The following is a 17,552-nucleotide window of genomic DNA, read 5'->3' on the forward strand; positions in this document are numbered from 1 at the left end:
GCGCCGCGGACCGCGGCGCCGGTCCGTCCTACTGGCGGAACAGGTCGAGGATGCTGCGCCGCTCCTGCGCGTCGGGTGGGGTGTCGCCCGAGGGGGCGACCGTGGCGGGGTCGTCGAAGCCGAGCCGGCGCACGTAGCTGCCGTCGGCGTACTCCTCGTACACCCAGTCGCCGCCGCTGTAGGCCACGCCCGGCGGCGGCTGCAGCTCGTGCACCGGCTCGTGGCGCAGCGCCTGGGCCATGAAGTCGATCCAGATCGGCAGCGCCAGCGCCCCGCCGGTGGCGCGCCGGCCGAGGTTGCGCGGCTTGTCGTAGCCGAGCCACGCCGCGGCCGACAGCGTCGGGTGAAAGCCGACGAACCAGGCGTCCTGGGCGTCGTTGGTGGTGCCGGTCTTGCCGTAGAGGTCCGGGCGCTTCAGCGTCGCCTGGGCGCGCGCGGCGGTGCCGCTGCGCGTGATCTCGTTGAGCAGCTGGCTCATGAGGAAGGCGTTGCGCGCCGGCAGCGTGCGGTTGGCCTCGTCCGGCGCCTGGGGCGGCACCTCCATCAGCACGCGGTCGCGCGGATCGGTGATGCGCGTGATCAGCACCGGCGGCAGGTAGTGCCCGCCGTTGGCGAACACGGCGTAGCCGGCGGCCATCTCCAGCGGCGTGACGGCCCCGGCGCCCAGCGCCATCGTCAGGTAGGGCGGGTGCTTGTCCGGGTCCAGTCCGAAGCGGGTGATCCACTGCTGCGCCGACTGCGTGCCCACCGCGCGCAGGATCTGGATCGAGACCATGTTCTTCGACTTGGCCAGCGCGGTGCGCACCGTCATCGGACCGTCGTACTGGCCGTCGTAGTTCTTCGGCTCCCACGGCTTGCCGCCGGTGACGCTGGCCGGAAAGAACAGCGGCGCGTCGTTGACGACGGTGGCCGGCATGATGCCCTTTTCCAGCGCGGCCGAGTAGATGAAGGGCTTGAAGCTGGAGCCGGGCTGGCGCTGCGACTGCGTGACGCGGTTGAACTTGTTGCGATCGAAGTCGAAGCCGCCCACCAGCGCGCGGATGCCGCCGTCGCGCGGGTCGACGGCGACGAAGGCGGCCTCCACCTCCGGGGTCTGCGTCAGCACCCAGCCCTGGGGCGTCTGCACGATGCGCACCACGGCGCCGGGGCGCAGCTTCAGGTGCGGCGGCGCCTTCGGGTCGAGGCCGGAGCGCACCGGCTCCAGCCCGGCACCGGTGATCTCGATCACGCCGCCCTCGCCGCGCGTGACCGTGACCTTGGCAGGGCTGGCCTCCAGCACCACCGCGGTCAGCAGCGTATCGTCGTCCGGCAGCGCGGCGATGGCGTCGTCGATGGCGGCGGCGCGCGCGGCCGGATCGGCCGGCAGCTCGATGAAGCGCTCCGGTCCGCGGTAGAACTGGCGTCGCTCGAACTCGAGCACGCCGTTTCTCAGCGCACGCCAGGCGGCGCGCTGCAGTGCCGGGTCGACGGTGGTGTACACCTTCAGGCCGGCGGTGTAGGCGTCCTCGCCATAGCGCTCGACGATCGCCTGGCGCACCATCTCGGCGATGTACTCGGCGTGCAGCTCATCCTCGGCGGGGCCGCGGCGCAGCCGCAGCGGCTCGGCGCGCGCGGCGCGCGCCTCGGCCTCGGTGATGAAGCCGTTGTCGAGCATGCGGTCGATGATGTGCAGCTGGCGCGCGCGCGCGCGCTTGGGGTTGCGGTAGGGGTTGTAGGCCGACGGCGCCTTGGGCAGGCCGGCCAGCAGCGCCGCCTCGGCGATGGTCAGGTCCTTGAGCGACTTGCCGAAATAGGTCTGCGCCGCCGCCGCGAAGCCGTACGAGCGCTGGCCGAGGAAGATCTGGTTCATGTAGATCTCGAGAATCTGCTCCTTGGTTAGCAGGTGCTCGAGCTTGAACGTCAGCAGGATCTCATAGAGCTTGCGCAGGTAGCTCTTCTCGCTGGAGAGGTAGACGTTGCGCGCCACCTGCATGGTGATGGTGGAGGCACCCTGGCTCTTGGCCTCGCCGAGGTTGGCCAGCGCCGCGCGCAGCAGGCCACGGTAGTCGACCCCGCCGTGCTCGAAGAAGCGCGCGTCCTCGATGGCCAGCACGGCGTTGATCATCACCGGCGGGATGTCCTCGAACGGCACGACGATGCGGCGCTCCTCGCCGAACTCGCCCAGCAGCGAGCCATCGCGCGCGTAGATGCGCAGCGGCATCTTGGGCCGGTAGTCCGCCAGTTCGCTGACGTCGGGCAGGTTCGGGTAGGCCAGCGCCAGGCCGAGCGCCACCAGCAGCGCCGCGGCCGCCCCCAGCGCCGCCAGCCCGCCGAGCAGCCCCAGCAGCACGCGCAGCCACGGCGGGCGGCGGGACGTGCCGGCGCCGGAGGCAGGGGGCGAGCCGGACGGGGAGGCAGGAGACGCGGAGGGCATGGTGCGCGGGCATTATAGGAACGCGTACCCCTCGGGCGGTCGGCGCCACTGTGGGCTGCTGACAACGCTGGCGGCGCGCGCAGCCCCGGGGGCGATGGCTTCGCGGCGGCAATACTGCTAGGATTGCTTGCACAAGGGCGTTACGCGCCATGCCAAGGCCGACTGGGGGTGGGATTTGATCGCGCTGGGATCATGGATACGTCGAGAGCCGGCTCCGCTGCTGGGCATCGACATCAGTTCCTCCACCCTGAAGCTGGTGGAACTGGAGCGTGACCGCTCCGGGACGCTGCGGCTGCTGCACTGCGCCATCGAGCCGCTGGAGCGCGGCTGGGTGTCGGAGGGCAACATCGAGAAGTTCGACGAGGTGGCCGAGGCGCTGCGCCGCCTGGTGCGCAAGGCCGGCACGCGCACCCGGCGTGCGGCGCTGGCGCTGCCCGGTTCGGCCGTCATCACGCGCAAGGTCAGCCTGCCGGCCGAGCTCGACGAGGATCAGCTGGAACTGCAGGTGGAGGCCGAGGCCGCACAGCTGATCCCGTTTCCCTTGTTGGAAGTGGCGCTGGACTTCTGCGTCGTCGGCCCGTCGCCGAGCGCGCCGGGCTACCAGGAGGTGCTGGTGGCGGCCTCGCGCAAGGAGAAGGTAAGCGACCGCCAGGGCGTGGCCGAGGCGGCCGGGCTGGAGCCGGTCATCGTCGACGTCGAGCCTTACGCCTCGCGGCTGGCGGCGCGGCGCGCCATCGAGAAGCTGCCCGGCGGCGGGCGCAACCTGCTGGTGGCGCTGTTCGAGATCGGCTCGGCGTCCACCGCGCTGCAGGTGGTGCGCAACGACGAGATGATCTACGAGCGCGATCAGCCGGTGGGGGGTGAGGGCCTGACGCAGATGATCGAGCGGCAGTATGGCCTGTCGCGCGAGGAGGCCGAGCTGCGCAAGCGTCAGGGGGGGGCGGGTTTGCCGCCCGACTACCCGCAGACCGTGCTGCAGCCATTCCTCGACGCGCTGGGTCAGGAGCTCGGTCGCGCGCTGCAGTTCTTCTTCACCAGCACGCCGCACAACAAGGTCGACCACATCCTGCTGTCGGGCGGCTCGGCCAGCCTGCCCGGGCTGGCGCAGGCGGTGACGCTGCAGACCGGCTTTGCCGCCTCGGTGCTCAACCCCTTCGACGGCATGGCGGTGTCGCCGTCGATCCCGGCGGCGCGTCTGGCCGCGGAGGCCACCTCGTACCTGGTGGCCACCGGGCTGGCGCTGCGGAGGTACGTGCCATGATCGCCATCAACCTGCTGCCGCATCGTGAGTGGGCGCGCAAGCGGCGGCGCGAGGCGTTCTATGTCCAGCTCGGGCTGGCCGTCCTGGGCGGTGCGCTGGTCGCTGGCGCCATCTATGCGGTCTACGAGGCGCGCATCGGCGTGCAGGACGCGCGCAATCGCCTGCTGCAGCAGGAAATCGCCAAGCTCGATCAGCAGATCAAGGAAATCGCCACGCTGCAGGAGGAGCTGGAGGCGCTGAAGGCGCGGCAGGACGCGGTGGAGAGTCTGCAGGCCGACCGCAACCTGCCGGTGCACCTGCTCAACGAGCTGGTGCGCCAGCTGCCCGACGGGGTGGCGCTGCGCTCGATCAAGCAGGAGGGGACCACGATCGCGATCAACGGCGTGGCGCAGTCGCAGGAGCGCGTCTCGGAGCTGCTGCGCAACCTGGGCGGCGGCAGCCCATGGCTGAAGCAGCCGCAGCTGATCGAGATCGTCGCCACGACGATGAACCTCAACCCGGGCGGCCAGCGGCGCGTGTTCAACTTCTCGCTGCGCGTCACGCAGGCCAAGGGCGAGGTGGCCGCCCCGGCCGCCAGGCCCGCCACGCCGCCGGCCGGCGCCACCTGACGGCCCCCGACACGCAAGGACGACTCCGATGGCCATCGCCCGCGGCAAGCCCTCCCGCCAGCCCAGCGTCGACTGGGCCGCGCTGCAGCAGCGGCTGCGGCGCCAGTTCACCAACCTCGACCCCAACGATCCCTCACGTTGGCCGGCGCTGCCGCGCGCGCTGCTGCTGCTGGCGGCGGGCGTGGCGGTGCTGGCGGCGCTGTGGTACGTGTGGCTGGCCGACCAGGCTGCCGCGCTGGAGGCGGCGCAGCGCCGCGAGGGCGAGCTGCGCACGCAGTACACGCAGAAGGTGGCCAAGGCGGCGGCGCTGGATACGCTGAAGGGGCAGCTCGAGCAGGTGCGCCAGTACGTGGCCCAGCTGGAAAAGCAGCTGCCCAGTCGCGCCGAGATGGATGCGCTGCTGTCGGACATCAACCAGGCCGGCATCGGGCGCGGGCTGCAGTTCGAGCTGTTCCGTCCCGGGCAGGAGGTGGTGCGCGACTACTACGCCGAACTGCCGATCACGCTGCGCGTCAGCGGCTCGTACCACGCGATCGGACAGTTCGTGGCCGACGTGGCGCACCTGTCGCGCATCGTGACGCTGAACAACCTGTCGATCGCCCCCACGCCGAACCGCAACGACCAGCTCACCATGGAGAGCACGGCCAAGACGTTCCGCTACCTCGACCCCGAGGAGGTGTTGCAGCGCAAGGCGGCGTCCAGGAAGGCGCAGCAGGGAGCGAAGCAATGAAGCGGCAGCAGCGGGCAGGTTGGGGCGCCGCGCTGGTGGCGTTGGCGCTGGCGGGCTGCGGGGGCTCGGCGGACGACCTGACGCAGTGGATGGCGCAGCAGCGCGCCCAGGCCAACCCGAAGATCGAGCCGGTGCGTCCGCCGACGGCGTTCCAGCCCGAGACCTACAGCGTGGCGGCCGAGACCTCGCCGTTCAGCGACGAGAAGTTGGTGCAGGCACTGCGCAGCGATGCGGTCAACCCTGCGGTATCACGCCTGCTGCTGGCCGAGCAGCAGCGCCGTCGCGAGCCGCTGGAGGATTTCCCGCTCGACACCATGACGATGGTGGGTCTGCTGCAGCGCGGGGGGCAGCGGGTGGCGCTGGTGCGCGTCAACGGCCTGCTGCACCAGGTGCGGGTCGGCAACTACATGGGGCAGAACTTCGGCCGCGTCACCGCGATCGACGACCACCAGATCACCCTGCGCGAGATCGTGCAGGACGCCTCCGGCGAGTGGGTGGAGCGCGCCGCAACGCTGAAACTGCAGGAAGGAACCGGCAAATGAACGAGCGAGACGTCAACCGCGGGTTGCGCAGGGGCCTGCCCCTGCGGCGCTGGCGGCGTTGGGCGGCGTGGACGGTCGGCGTGGGGCTGCTGGCGGCCCAGGGCGTGGCGTGGGCGCAGGCGGCGATCCGGGCCGTCAGCGCCAGTGTGGTCGGCGGCAGCGAGGTCGTGCGCATCGAGACGAGCGCGCCGCTGCCCGGCGTGCCGGCGGGCTTCGCCACGCAGACGCCGCCGCGCATCGCGCTGGACTTTCCGGCCACCACCAACGCCAGCGGCAAGAGTCTGATCGAGGTCAACCAGGGCAACCTGCGCTCGGTCAATGTCGTGGAGGCCGGCGAGCGCACGCGCGTCGTCCTCAACCTCATCCGCAACGTGCCGTACGAGGCGCGTGCCGAGGGCAACGTGCTGCTGGTCACGCTGCAGCCGCCGGTGACCACCGCGCAGGCCGAAGCCGCGCAGGCGCCCACCTTCCCCGGCGTGGTCGCGCCGGCTGGCGCGGGCGTCGCGCTGGCCGACATCGACTTCCGCCGCGGCGAGGAGGGGGCCGGCCGCGTCGTCGTGCAGCTGGGCAGCGCACAGACCCCGGTGGACATCCGCCCGCAGGGGCGCAACATCGTCGTCGAGTTCCAGCGCACGACGCTGCCGGAGGGGCTGCGCCGCCGGCTCGACGTGACCGACTTCGGCACCCCGGTGCGCATGGTCACCGCCACGCAGGCCGGCGACCGCGTGCGCCTGCTGGTGGAGAATGCCGGCGAGTGGGAGCACAGCGCCTACCAGAGCGACAACCAGTTCGTGCTGGAAGTGCGTCCGGTCAAGCCCGACCCGAACAAGCTGGTGGCAGGGCCGAGGTACAGCGGCGACAGGCTGTCGCTGAACTTCCAGAACATCGACGTGCGCGCGCTGCTGCAGGTCATCGCCGACTTCACTGGCTTCAACATCATCACCACCGACACCGTGCAGGGCAGCCTGACGCTGCGCCTGAAGGATGTGCCGTGGGACCAGGCGCTGGACATCATCCTGGAGGCCAAGCAGCTGGGCATGACGCGCACCGGCAACGTCATCCGCGTGGCGCCCCGAAAAGAGCTCGCGGATGAAACCAAGTTCAACCTCGAGCAGCAGGCCTTGGCGCAGAAGCTGATCCCGCTCAAGAGCGAGTCCTTCCAGCTCAACTATGCCAAGGCATCCGACGTCGCCGCCCAGCTCTTGGGGACGGATGCGGTTGACCGTGAAGGACGAGCGAGGGCCGCGCCGACGACGGACAGCGGTGTGCAGGCGACCGGTGACAGTCGAACCCTGTTCAGCTCCGGTACGCGCATCCTCAGCGACAGAGGTGTTGCGGTGGCCGAGCCCCGTACCAACCGTTTGTTCGTGATGGACGTGCCGGAGCGTCTGGAGAAAATCGCCGAACTGATCAAGCTGCTCGACATCCCGGTACGGCAGGTTTTGATCGAAGCCAGAATAGTCGAAGCGGATGAGGGTGTTGGAAAGGCGCTCGGTGTCCGCTTCGGGGGCATGATCAATGGGGCGACACTGGGAACGGTCAACGGAAGTCGGGTGTTGATGTCGGTTGGGGGCGGCGGCTCTTACGGGGCGACGTCGCCTGGATTGAGTGGAGCCATGGTCAATCTTCCGGCTCAACCGCTTTCCCAGGCTGCGTCGACGGCAGCAGGCGCCATCGGGGCTACCATTTTCAACTCGACGCTGACGCGGATGCTGAGTCTCGAGATCCAGGCTCTGGAGGCGGATCGTCGGGTGAGGGTGATCTCGAGTCCGCGCTTGATCACGTCTGATTTGAAGAAGGCGGTGATCGAGCAGGGTGAGGAGATTCCTTATCAGACGAATTCGGCTAACCAGGGTACGAATGTCCAGTTCAAGAAAGCCGTCTTGAAGCTGGATGTGATGCCGCAAATCACGCCGGACGGATCCGTGATCCTTGATGTCGAGGTTTCGAAGGATTCGCGCGGTGATATCCTGCCCGGTGGGGTCGCGATCAATACCAACAAGGTCCAGACCAAGGTGCTCGTTGAAAATGGGGGTACGGTTGCGATCGGTGGAATCTTCCGTTCAGAGGAGACTACGGACAATCAAAAAATTCCTGGCTTGGGCGATCTCCCCGCCGTAGGCGGATTGTTCCGGTCGAAGCGGACGTCTCTGGATCGCAAGGAGCTCATCGTATTCCTTACGCCCCGTATTCTTCCCGCCGTCATGGGGGGGCAGTGACGCATCTGGTGCTCATCGGCCTGCCCGGCGCCGGCAAGACCACGGTCGGCCGGCAGCTGGCGCGGCGGCTGCAGGTGCCGTTCGTCGATTCCGACGCGGTGATCGAGGAGCGGCTCGGCTGCAGCATCCGCGAGTTCTTCGAGCGGGAGGGCGAGGAGCCCTTCCGCGACGTGGAGGAGACGGTGCTGGACGAGCTGACGCGCGGCGAGCCGTGCGTGCTGTCCACCGGCGGCGGGGCGGTGCTGCGGCCGGCCAACCGGCAGCGGCTGCGGGCGCGCGGACGGGTGTTCTACCTGCGCTCCACGCCGGAGGAGCTGATGCGCCGGCTGCGTCATGACCGCACGCGGCCGCTGCTGCAGGTGGCCGATCCGCTGCAGCGCCTGCGCGAGCTGCACGCGCTGCGCGATCCCCTGTACCGCGAGACGGCGCACTACGTGATCGAGACCGGCCGCCCGTCGGTGGCGACGCTCGTCAACATGATCCTGATGCAGCTGGAGCTGGGCGCCGAGGCGGCCCGGGGCGCGACGGCCGGCTAAACTCGTGGCATGTCCACGTCCGCCGCTGCCGCCATCGCCGAAGCCCCCGCATCCGCACCCGCCGCCACCGTGCTGCACACGGTGACCATCGACCTCGGGGAGCGCAGCTACCCGATCGTCATCGGCACCGGGCTGCTGGACGACCCGGGCACCTGGGCCGGCCTGCCGCGCGCGGCCACCGCCGCCATCGTCACCAACACGGTGGTGGCGCCGCTGTACCTGGCGCGGCTGCGTGCCGCATTGCAGCCGCACTACGCGCGCGTGCTGGAGGTGGTGCTGCCCGACGGCGAGGCGCACAAGGACTGGCCGACGCTCAACTGCATCTTCGACGCGCTGCTGGCTGCCGGGGCGGACCGCAGGACGGTGCTGTTCGCGCTCGGCGGCGGCGTGATCGGCGACATGACCGGCTTTGCCGCCGCGTGCTACATGCGCGGCGTGCCGTTCGTGCAGGTGCCGACCACCCTGCTGGCGCAGGTGGACTCCTCGGTGGGCGGCAAGACGGCGATCAACCACCCGCTCGGCAAGAACATGATCGGGGCGTTCTACCAGCCGGTGCGGGTGGTGTGCGACTTGGGCACGCTCGCGACCCTGCCGCCGCGCGAGTTCGCCGCCGGGCTGGCGGAGGTGATCAAGTACGGGCCGATCGCCGACGTGGCCTTCCTCGACTGGGTGGAGGCGAATGTCGGGCGGCTGGTGGCGCGCGACGCTGCGGCGCTCGCGCACGCGGTGCGGCGCAGCTGCGAGATCAAGGCCGCCGTCGTCGGGCAGGACGAGCGCGAGTCCGGCCTGCGCGCGATCCTCAACTTCGGCCACACCTTCGGCCACGCGATCGAGGCGGGGCTGGGCTACGGCGCCTGGCTGCACGGCGAGGCGGTCGGCTGCGGCATGGTGATGGCGGCGGAGCTGTCGCACCGGCTCGGGCTGGTGTCGGCGGCCTGGGTGGCGCGGCTGGAGCGGCTGGTGGCCGCAGCCGGCCTGCCGGTGCGCGCGCCGGTGCTGGGGCCGGACAACGTCGCGCGCTACCTGGAGCTGATGCGCGTGGACAAGAAGGCCGAGGGCGGCGAGATCCGCTTCGTCGTCGTCGACGAGGCCGGGCACGCGTTCGTGCGCCCGGCGCCGGATGCGCTGGTGGCCGAGGTGATCGCGGCGCGCTGCGCCGCCTGAGCCCGGGGGAGGCGGCCGTGACCCTGGCGCTGCCGACGCTGGCCGAGGAGGCGGTCGCCGCCGCCACGCCACCGGTGTGGGCGGGCGGGACGCTGGCGCCATGGGCGTGCGACCCGGCGCGCAGCCGCGGCCGGCGCCACCCGGAGCCGTCGGCGCCGACGCGCAACCCGTTCCAGCGCGACCGTGACCGCGTCATCCACTCCACCGCGTTTCGCCGCCTGGTCTACAAGACGCAGGTGTTCCTCAACCACGAGGGCGACCTGTTCCGCACGCGGCTGACGCACTCGCTGGAGGTGGCGCAGCTCGGCCGCAGCATCGCCCGCGCGCTGGGTCTGCACGAGGATCTGGTGGAGGCGATCGCGCTGGCGCACGACCTGGGGCACACGCCGTTCGGCCACGCGGGTCAGGATGCGCTCAACGCCTGCCTGCACGCCGACGACGGCCCGTGGGCCGCCGAGCCGCGCGGGGCCGATGAGCCGCACGGCGGCTTCGAGCACAACCTTCAGAGCCTGCGCGTGGTCGACGAGCTGGAGGAGCGCTACCCGGCGTTCGACGGCCTCAACCTCAGCTTCGAGACGCGCGAGGGCATCCTGAAGCACTGTGCGCGCGCCAACGCCGAGTGGCTGGAGGCGCGCGAGCCGGGCGGCGTGGGGGCGCGCTTCCTGCGTGGCGAGTCGCCGTCGCTGGAGGCGCAGCTGGCCAACGTCGCCGACGAGATCGCCTACAACGCGCACGACCTCGACGACGGCGTGCGCAGCGGCCTGTTGACGCTGGAGCAGCTGGAGCAGGTCGAGCTGTTCGACGCCTTCCGCCGCGAGGCGCTGGCGCAGCATCCGCACCTGCGGGGACGGCGGCTGCTGTACGAGACGATCCGGCGCATGCTCAGCGCGCAGGTGTACGACGTGATCGCCGCCACGCGCGCGGCCTTGAGCGCTGCCGGCGTGCAGTCCGTGGAGGACGTGCGCGCGCAGCCGCCGCTGCTGGGCTTTTCGCCGGCGATGCGCGAGGCCTCGGCGCGGCTGAAGCGCTTCCTGCTCGTCAACCTGTACCGCCACCCGCAGGTGATGGAGACCACGGCGCGCGCGCGCCAGGTGGTGACCGACCTGTACCGCGCCTACTGCGCCGATCCGGCGCGGCTGCCGCCACCGCGCCGCCGCGCCGGGCTGTCGCTGCGGCGGCAGGTGGCCGACCACATCGCCGGCATGACCGACCGCTACGCGATCCGCGAGCACGAGCGGCTGACCGGCCGGCGGCTGTTCAGCTGAGGCCGCGATGGGAACCATGCTCGGCATTCCACCGGCGGCGCTGCCGATCGTGCTGGTCGGCGTGGCCAGCGCGATGCACGTCGGCAAGCTGCCGCCGGCGCTGCCGCTGCTGGCGCGCGAGCTGGGCGTGACGCTGGTGCAGGGGGGCTTTCTGCTCTCCATGATCCAGCTGGCGGGCATGACGCTGGGGGCGTTGGCCGGTCAGCTGGCCGACCGGCTGGGGCCGCGGCGCGTGATGCTGGGCGGACTGGTGTTGCTGGCAGCCGGCAGCCTGGCCGGGGCGCTGGCGCCCGCTGCGGCCTGGCTGCTGGCCGCGCGCGCGTTGGAAGGGGTGGGCTTTCTGATGACGGTGCTGCCGGCGCCGGGGCTGATCCGTCGCGGCGTGACCGAGCCGGGGCCGCAGGCGCGCGCGCTGGGCTGGTGGGGGGCCTACATGCCGATCGGCGCGGCGCTCGGGCTGGCGCTGACGCCGCCGCTGTATGCGACGTTGGGCTGGCGCACGGCATGGGGGGCGCTGGCCCTGCTGGCGCTGGCGTGCGCGGGGCTGGTGGCGCGGCGGGTGCCGGCCGACGGCGCGTCCCCGGCTGGCGGCACGGCGGCCCTGCGCGCCGCCCTGCAGGGTCTGCGCACCACGCTCGCTGCGGCCGGCCCGTGGCTGGTCGCGCTGGCCTTCGGGGTCTATTCGGGCCAATGGCTGGCGGTGGTGGGTTTTCTGCCAACGATCTACACGGAGGCTGGCTGGCCCGGCGCCGTGGTCGGCTGGGCCAGTGCGCTGGCCGCGGGGGTCAACCTGGCCGGCAACGTGCTGGCCGGGCGGCTGCTGGCGCGCGGCTGGCCGGTGCGGCGGCTGCTGTGGCTGGGCTACGGGGCAATGGCCGCGGGCGCGCTGGGCACGTTCACCGCCCCGCCGCTGGCGGCCTACGGCGCGGTGCTGGCGTTCTCGGCGCTGGGGGGGCTGGTGCCGGGCACGCTGTTCGCGCTGGCGGTGCGGCTGGCGCCGTCGCCGGCCACGGTGTCCACCACCGTCGGCTGGGTGCAGCAGCTCTCCTCGCTCGGGCAATTCGCCGCCCCGCCGCTGGTGGCGGCGCTGGCCGCGCGCGTGGGCGGCTGGCAGTGGACGTGGCTGTTCAACGTGGCCTGCTGCGCCGCCGGCGCGCTGCTGGCGGTGGCGCTGCAGGCGCGCTGGCGGCGCGCGGCCGCCGTGCCGGTGCGGGTGTAGGGCGGGACGCGCGATGGCCCGACTGCCCCGCCTGCGCGTCGCCGGCTGTGCGCATCTGGTGGTCTGGCGCGGCCACGACGGTCGGCCGGTGTTCGCCGACGACCTCGACCGCGAGGCGCTGCGCGACGCGCTGGGGGAGGTGGCGGCGCGCGAGCAGGTGGCGGTGCACGGCTGGGCGTGGCTGCCGGCGCAGGTATGGCTGCTGGTGACACCGGCGGAGGCCGAGGGTCTGCCGCGCCTCATGCAGGGATTGGGCCGGCGCTACGTGCGCCACTTCCACGCGCGCCACGGCGGCAGCGGCACGCTGTGGGAGGGGCGCTACCGTGCCACCGTGCTGGGGCCGGACTGGGTGCTGCCGGCGCTGGTGTTCCTCGAGACGCTGCCGGTGTACGAGGGGCTGGCCGCCAGCGCCGAGGCGTGGCCGTGGAGCAGCCACCGTCATCACGCCGGGCTGCAGCCGCAACGCGGCCTGCAGCCGCCGGCGGCGTGGTGGGCGCTGGGCGACACGCCGTTTGCGCGCGAGGCCGCCTGGCGCCGCCGCGTCGCCGAGGGGCTGGGCGCGGCCGAACGCCAGCGGTTGCACGAGGCGGCGCTGAAAGGCTGGCCGCTGGGCGACGACGCCTTCCTGCACGCGCTGCAGCAGGCCAGCGGCCGCCCGGTTCGGCCGCGCCGGCCCGGGCGGCCGCGTCGATCTACTCTGTCCCCAAAAAACGTGGAGAATGGTGAAGGTTAGATAAATAGTACTCCGACCCCGAATGTTTGGGTTGCGGCCGCGTCGTGGTTCCGCTATGCTGGTGGCTTTCCCCAGTTCGTCCTGTCAGGAGCTCGAGCGTGAGCGCATCCCCTTCCCCGGCCGGGCAGCGTGGCCTGTACGACGCTGCGTATGAGCACGACGCCTGCGGCGTCGGCTTCGTGGCCCACATCAAGGGCCGCAAGAGCCACGAGATCGTCACCCAGGCGCTGAAGATCCTGGAAAACCTCGACCACCGCGGCGCGGTCGGGGCCGACCCGCTGATGGGCGACGGCGCCGGCATCCTGATCCAGATTCCGGATCAGCTCTACCGCGAGGAGATGGCCAAGCAGGGCGTGACGCTGCCGCCGCCGGGCGAGTACGGCGTCGGCATGATCTTTCTGCCCAAGGAGCACGCCAGCCGCCTGGCCTGCGAGCAGGAGCTGGAGCGCGCCATCAAGGCCGAGGGGCAGGTGCTGCTGGGCTGGCGCGACGTGCCGGTCAACAAGGCGATGCCGATGTCGCCGGCGGTGCGCAAGACCGAGCCGGTGATCCGTCAGGTCTTCATCGGCCGCGGCAGCGACGTCATCGTGCAGGACGCGCTGGAGCGCAAGCTCTACGTGATCCGCAAGACCGCCAGCGCCGCCATCCAGCGCCTGCAGCTGACGCACAGCAAGGAATACTACGTGCCCAGCATGAGCAGCCGCACCGTGGTCTACAAGGGGCTGCTGCTGGCCAACCAGGTGGGCGAGTACTACCTCGACCTGCAGGATCCGCGCTGCGTCTCGGCGCTGGGGCTGGTGCACCAGCGCTTCTCGACCAACACCTTCCCCGAGTGGCCGCTGGCGCACCCGTACCGCTACATCGCCCACAACGGCGAGATCAACACCGTCAAGGGCAACTACAACTGGATGCGCGCGCGCGAAGGCGTGATGAGCTCGCCGGTGCTCGGCGCCGACCTCAAGAAGCTCTACCCGATCAGCTTTGCCGGGCAGTCCGACACCGCCACGTTCGACAACTGCCTGGAGCTGCTGGCGATGGCGGGCTATCCGCTGGCGCACGCCATCATGATGATGATCCCCGAGCCGTGGGAGCAGCACACACTGATGGATGAGCGCCGCCGCGCGTTCTACGAATACCACGCGGCGATGCTGGAGCCGTGGGACGGCCCGGCCTCGATCGTTTTCACCGACGGGCGCCAGATCGGCGCGACGCTGGACCGCAACGGCCTGCGCCCGTCGCGCTACTGCATCACCGACGACGACATGGTGATCATGGCCTCCGAGTCGGGCGTGCTGCCGGTGCCGGAGAGCAAGATCGTGCGCAAGTGGCGCCTGCAGCCAGGCAGGATGTTCCTGATCGACCTGGAGCAGGGGCGCATGATCGACGACGAGGAGATCAAGGCGCAGCTGGCCAACGCCAAGCCGTACAAGCAGTGGATCGAGAACCTGCGCATCCGGCTCGACGACGTCGAGCGCCCGGTGGCCGGCGACGACGAGGCCAGCGTCAAGGCGGTGGCGGACGAGTCGGCACAGGCGGCGGTGGACACCGACCGCGCGCTGCTGGACCTGCAGCAGGCGTTCGGCTATACGCAGGAGGACATCAAGTTCCTGATGGCGCCGATGGCCGCCAACGGCGAGGAGGGCGTGGGCTCGATGGGCAACGACAGCCCGCTGCCGGTGCTGTCCGACCGGCCCAAGCCGCTCTACAGCTACTTCAAGCAGCTGTTCGCGCAGGTGACCAACCCGCCGATCGACCCGATCCGCGAGGCGATCGTGATGTCGCTGGTGTCGTTCATCGGCCCCAAGCCCAACCTGCTCGACATCAACCAGGTCAACCCGCCGATGCGGCTGGAGGTCAGCCAGCCGGTGCTCAACGAGGCCGACATGGCCAAGCTGCGCGACATCGAGCGCCGAACCGGCGGCAAGTTCAAGAGCCAGACGCTGGACATCACCTATCCCGTCGCCTGGGGCAAGGAGGGCATCGAGGCCAAGCTCGCGTCGCTGTGCGCCGAGGCGGTGGATGCCATCAGGAGCGGCTGCAATATCCTGATCCTGAGCGACTGCGCCGTCGACCGCGAGCGCGTGGCGATTCCGGCGCTGCTGGCGCTGTCGGCGGTGCACCAGCACCTGATCCGCGAGGGGCTGCGCACCGCCACCGGCCTGGTGGTGGAAACCGGCAGCGCGCGCGAGGTGCACCACTTCGCGGTGCTGGCCGGCTACGGCGCCGAGGCGGTGCACCCGTACCTGGCGCTGCAGACGATCCGCGCGATCCACAAGGACCTGCCCGGGGAGCTGTCGGCCGACAAGGCCGTGGCCAACTACATCAAGGCGGTCGGCAAGGGCCTGTCGAAGATCATGTCCAAGATGGGCGTGTCCACCTACATGAGCTACTGCGGCGCGCAGCTGTTCGAGGCGGTGGGCATCAACAGCGCGACGATCGAGAAGTATTTCACCGGCACCGCCAGCCGCGTCGAGGGCATCGGCGTGTTCGAGATCGCCGAGGAGGCGCTGCGCTGGCACCGCCAGGCCTACGGCGACGATCCGGTGCTGCGCGACATGCTCGACGTCGGCGGCGAGTACGCCTGGCGCGCGCGCGGCGAGGAGCACATGTGGACGCCGGACGCGATTGCCAAGCTGCAGCACGCCACGCGCGCCGGCAACTACGCCACCTACAAGGAGTACGCGCAGATCATCAACGACCAGTCGCGCCGCCACATGACGCTGCGCGGGCTGTTCGAGTTCAAGGTCGATCCGGCCAAGGCGATCCCGATCGAGGAGGTCGAGCCCGCCAGCGAGATCGTCAAGCGCTTCGCCACCGGCGCGATGTCGCTGGGCTCCATCAGCACCGAGGCGCACACGACGCTGGCCATCGCGATGAACCGCATCGGCGGAAAAAGCAACACCGGCGAGGGCGGCGAGGACCCGGCGCGCTATCGCAATGAACTGAAGGGCATCCCGATCCGCAAGGGCCAGACGGTGGGCTCCATCATCGGTCCGGACAAGGTCGAGGTCGACTACGAGCTGCAGGATGGCGACAGCCTGCGCTCGCGCATCAAGCAGGTGGCCTCCGGGCGCTTCGGCGTCACCACCGAGTACCTGGTCAGCGCCGACCAGATCCAGATCAAGATGGCGCAGGGCGCCAAGCCCGGCGAGGGCGGCCAGCTGCCCGGCTCCAAGGTGTCGGAGTACATCGGCTTTCTGCGCTATTCGGTGCCGGGCGTCGGCCTGATCAGCCCGCCGCCGCACCACGACATCTACTCGATCGAGGATCTGGCGCAGCTGATCCATGACCTGAAGAACGTCAACCCGCGCGCCGACATCTCGGTCAAGCTGGTCGCCGAGGTGGGGGTCGGCACGATCACCGCCGGCGTGGCCAAGGCCAAGGCCGACCACGTCGTCATCGCCGGTCATGACGGCGGCACCGGGGCGTCGCCGTGGTCGTCGATCAAGCACGCCGGCAGCCCGTGGGAGATCGGCCTGGCGGAGACGCAGCAGACGCTGGTGCTCAACCGTCTGCGCGGGCGCATCCGCGTGCAGGTCGACGGCCAGATCAAGACCGGCCGCGACGTGGTGATCGGCGCGCTGCTGGGCGCGGACGAGTTCGGCTTTGCCACCGCGCCGCTGGTGGTGGAGGGCTGCATCATGATGCGCAAGTGCCACCTCAACACCTGCCCGGTGGGGGTGGCCACGCAGGATCCGGTGCTGCGGCGCAAGTTCGCCGGCAAGCCCGAGCATGTGGTGAACTACTTCTTCTTCGTCGCCGAGGAGGTGCGCGCCATCATGGCGCAGCTGGGCATCCGCCGCTTCGACGACCTGATCGGGCGCACCGACCTGCTCGACATGAAGAGGGGCATCGAGCACTGGAAGGCCAAGGGGCTGGACTACAGCCGCCTGCTGGCGCAGCCGGACGTGCCCGCCGACGTGCCGCGCCGCCACGTCGAGACGCAGGACCACGGCCTGGACAAGGCGCTGGACGTCAGGCTGATCGAGAAGGCCCGCCCGGCCATCGAGCGCGGCGAGAAGGTGCACTTCATCGAGAGCGTGCGCAACGTCAACCGCACGGTCGGCGCGATGCTGTCGGGCGAGGTGACGCGTCACCACCCCGAGGGGCTGCCCGACGACACCATCCGCATCCAGATGGAGGGCACCGGCGGCCAGTCGTTCGGCGCGTTCCTCTGCAAGGGCATCACGCTGTACCTGATCGGCGATGCCAACGACTACACCGGCAAGGGGCTGTCGGGCGGGCGCATCGTCGTGCGCCCGAGCATCGACTTCCGCGGCGACGCCGGCGAGAACATCATCGTCGGCAACACGGTGCTGTACGGCGCCACGCAGGGCGAGGCGTTCTTCCGCGGCGTGGCGGGTGAGCGCTTCGCGGTGCGCCTGTCGGGCGCCACGGCGGTGGTGGAGGGCACCGGCGACCACGGCTGCGAGTACATGACCGGCGGCACCGTCGTGGTGCTCGGCAAGACCGGGCGCAACTTCGCCGCCGGCATGAGCGGCGGCGTGGCCTACGTCTACGACGAGGACGGGATGTTCGCCAAGCGCTGCAACACGGCGATGGTGGCGCTGGAGAAGGTGCTGCCCGCGGCCGAGCAGGAGGCGACGGTGGATCGTGCCATCTGGCACCGCGGCATGACCGACGAGCAGCAGCTGCGCGAGCTGCTGGAGGCGCACCACCGCTGGACCGGCTCGACCAAGGCGCGCGCGCTGCTGGACGACTGGGCAACGGCGCGCACGCGCTTCGTCAAGGTGTTCCCGCACGAGTACAAGCGCGCGCTGGCCGAAAACGCCGCCAAGAAGGCCAAGGCCGCAGCCGGCGCCAAGGAGCGCGCCCAGGCCGCGGCCTGAAGGCGGGGCGCG

At 70.8% G+C, this 17,552-nt stretch carries 12 protein-coding genes; 11 read left to right on the plus strand and 1 reads right to left on the minus strand.

The annotated features are described in order from the left end of the window. Positions 1-28: 28 nt before the first annotated feature. Positions 29-2,413, minus strand: coding sequence for a penicillin-binding protein 1A (locus Tsedi_RS06185; RefSeq protein WP_143894725.1), 2,385 nt, complete (start codon positions 2,411-2,413; stop codon positions 29-31). Positions 2,414-2,588: 175 nt separating this feature from the next. On the opposite strand from Tsedi_RS06185, the gene Tsedi_RS06190 reads away from it, so the two are divergent. The 11 genes from Tsedi_RS06190 to Tsedi_RS06240 all read left to right on the plus strand — a co-directional run bounded on the left by Tsedi_RS06190 (position 2,589) and on the right by Tsedi_RS06240 (position 17,540). Next, complete coding sequence (locus Tsedi_RS06190; protein ID WP_143894897.1) at positions 2,589-3,674, plus strand: pilus assembly protein PilM; 1,086 nt, start codon at positions 2,589-2,591, stop codon at positions 3,672-3,674. Next, positions 3,671-4,282 carry a PilN domain-containing protein gene (locus tag Tsedi_RS06195; RefSeq protein ID WP_143894727.1) on the plus strand — a complete coding sequence of 204 codons (612 nt, stop codon included), beginning with the start codon at positions 3,671-3,673 and terminating at the stop codon, positions 4,280-4,282. Before Tsedi_RS06190 ends, Tsedi_RS06195 begins: the two co-directional genes overlap by 4 nt. A gap of 28 nt (positions 4,283-4,310) precedes the next feature. After that, on the plus strand, positions 4,311-5,012 hold the full coding sequence (locus Tsedi_RS06200; protein WP_143894729.1) for a type IV pilus inner membrane component PilO: 702 nt from the start codon (positions 4,311-4,313) through the stop codon (positions 5,010-5,012). Beyond that, entirely contained in the window at positions 5,009-5,554 is a 546-nt protein-coding gene (locus Tsedi_RS06205; RefSeq protein WP_143894731.1) for a pilus assembly protein PilP, read from the plus strand. Before Tsedi_RS06200 ends, Tsedi_RS06205 begins: the two co-directional genes overlap by 4 nt. Further along, positions 5,551-7,773: a type IV pilus secretin PilQ gene (locus tag Tsedi_RS06210; RefSeq protein WP_143894733.1), complete on the plus strand. Its 2,223-nt coding sequence runs from the start codon at positions 5,551-5,553 to the stop codon at positions 7,771-7,773. The genes Tsedi_RS06205 and Tsedi_RS06210 overlap by 4 nt, the downstream gene beginning before the upstream one ends. Beyond that, positions 7,770-8,309 (plus strand): shikimate kinase, encoded by a 540-nt coding sequence (locus Tsedi_RS06215; RefSeq protein WP_246099194.1) that lies wholly within the window; start codon positions 7,770-7,772, stop codon positions 8,307-8,309. Before Tsedi_RS06210 ends, Tsedi_RS06215 begins: the two co-directional genes overlap by 4 nt. Positions 8,310-8,318: 9 nt before the next feature. After that, complete coding sequence (gene aroB, locus Tsedi_RS06220; protein WP_143894735.1) at positions 8,319-9,473, plus strand: 3-dehydroquinate synthase; 1,155 nt, start codon at positions 8,319-8,321, stop codon at positions 9,471-9,473. A 38-nt stretch (positions 9,474-9,511) separates the two neighbouring features. Continuing rightward, positions 9,512-10,738 (plus strand): deoxyguanosinetriphosphate triphosphohydrolase, encoded by a 1,227-nt coding sequence (locus Tsedi_RS06225; RefSeq protein WP_246099197.1) that lies wholly within the window; start codon positions 9,512-9,514, stop codon positions 10,736-10,738. A gap of 7 nt (positions 10,739-10,745) precedes the next feature. Then, on the plus strand, positions 10,746-11,957 hold the full coding sequence (locus tag Tsedi_RS06230) for an MFS transporter (RefSeq protein WP_143894739.1): 1,212 nt from the start codon (positions 10,746-10,748) through the stop codon (positions 11,955-11,957). A gap of 13 nt (positions 11,958-11,970) precedes the next feature. After that, entirely contained in the window at positions 11,971-12,690 is a 720-nt protein-coding gene (locus tag Tsedi_RS06235) for a transposase (RefSeq protein WP_143894741.1), read from the plus strand. 98 nt (positions 12,691-12,788) lie between these two features. Then, positions 12,789-17,540, plus strand: coding sequence for a glutamate synthase-related protein (locus Tsedi_RS06240; protein WP_185970597.1), 4,752 nt, complete (start codon positions 12,789-12,791; stop codon positions 17,538-17,540). Positions 17,541-17,552 lie beyond the last annotated feature (12 nt).

The sequence above is a fragment of the Tepidimonas sediminis genome, from assembly GCF_007556605.1.
Classification (GTDB): Bacteria; Pseudomonadota; Gammaproteobacteria; order Burkholderiales; family Burkholderiaceae_C; genus Tepidimonas; species Tepidimonas sediminis.

Coding starts and splice junctions, on each gene's coding strand:
- Tsedi_RS06235 (WP_143894741.1), top strand. CDS start 11,971: ATGGCCCGACTGCCCCGCCTGCGCGTCGCCGGCTGTGCGCATCTGGTG.
- Tsedi_RS06205 (WP_143894731.1), top strand. CDS start 5,009: ATGAAGCGGCAGCAGCGGGCAGGTTGGGGCGCCGCGCTGGTGGCGTTG.
- Tsedi_RS06200 (WP_143894729.1), top strand. CDS start 4,311: ATGGCCATCGCCCGCGGCAAGCCCTCCCGCCAGCCCAGCGTCGACTGG.
- Tsedi_RS06185 (WP_143894725.1), bottom strand. CDS start 2,413: ATGCCCTCCGCGTCTCCTGCCTCCCCGTCCGGCTCGCCCCCTGCCTCC.
- aroB (WP_143894735.1), top strand. CDS start 8,319: ATGTCCACGTCCGCCGCTGCCGCCATCGCCGAAGCCCCCGCATCCGCA.
- Tsedi_RS06195 (WP_143894727.1), top strand. CDS start 3,671: ATGATCGCCATCAACCTGCTGCCGCATCGTGAGTGGGCGCGCAAGCGG.
- Tsedi_RS06230 (WP_143894739.1), top strand. CDS start 10,746: ATGGGAACCATGCTCGGCATTCCACCGGCGGCGCTGCCGATCGTGCTG.
- Tsedi_RS06210 (WP_143894733.1), top strand. CDS start 5,551: ATGAACGAGCGAGACGTCAACCGCGGGTTGCGCAGGGGCCTGCCCCTG.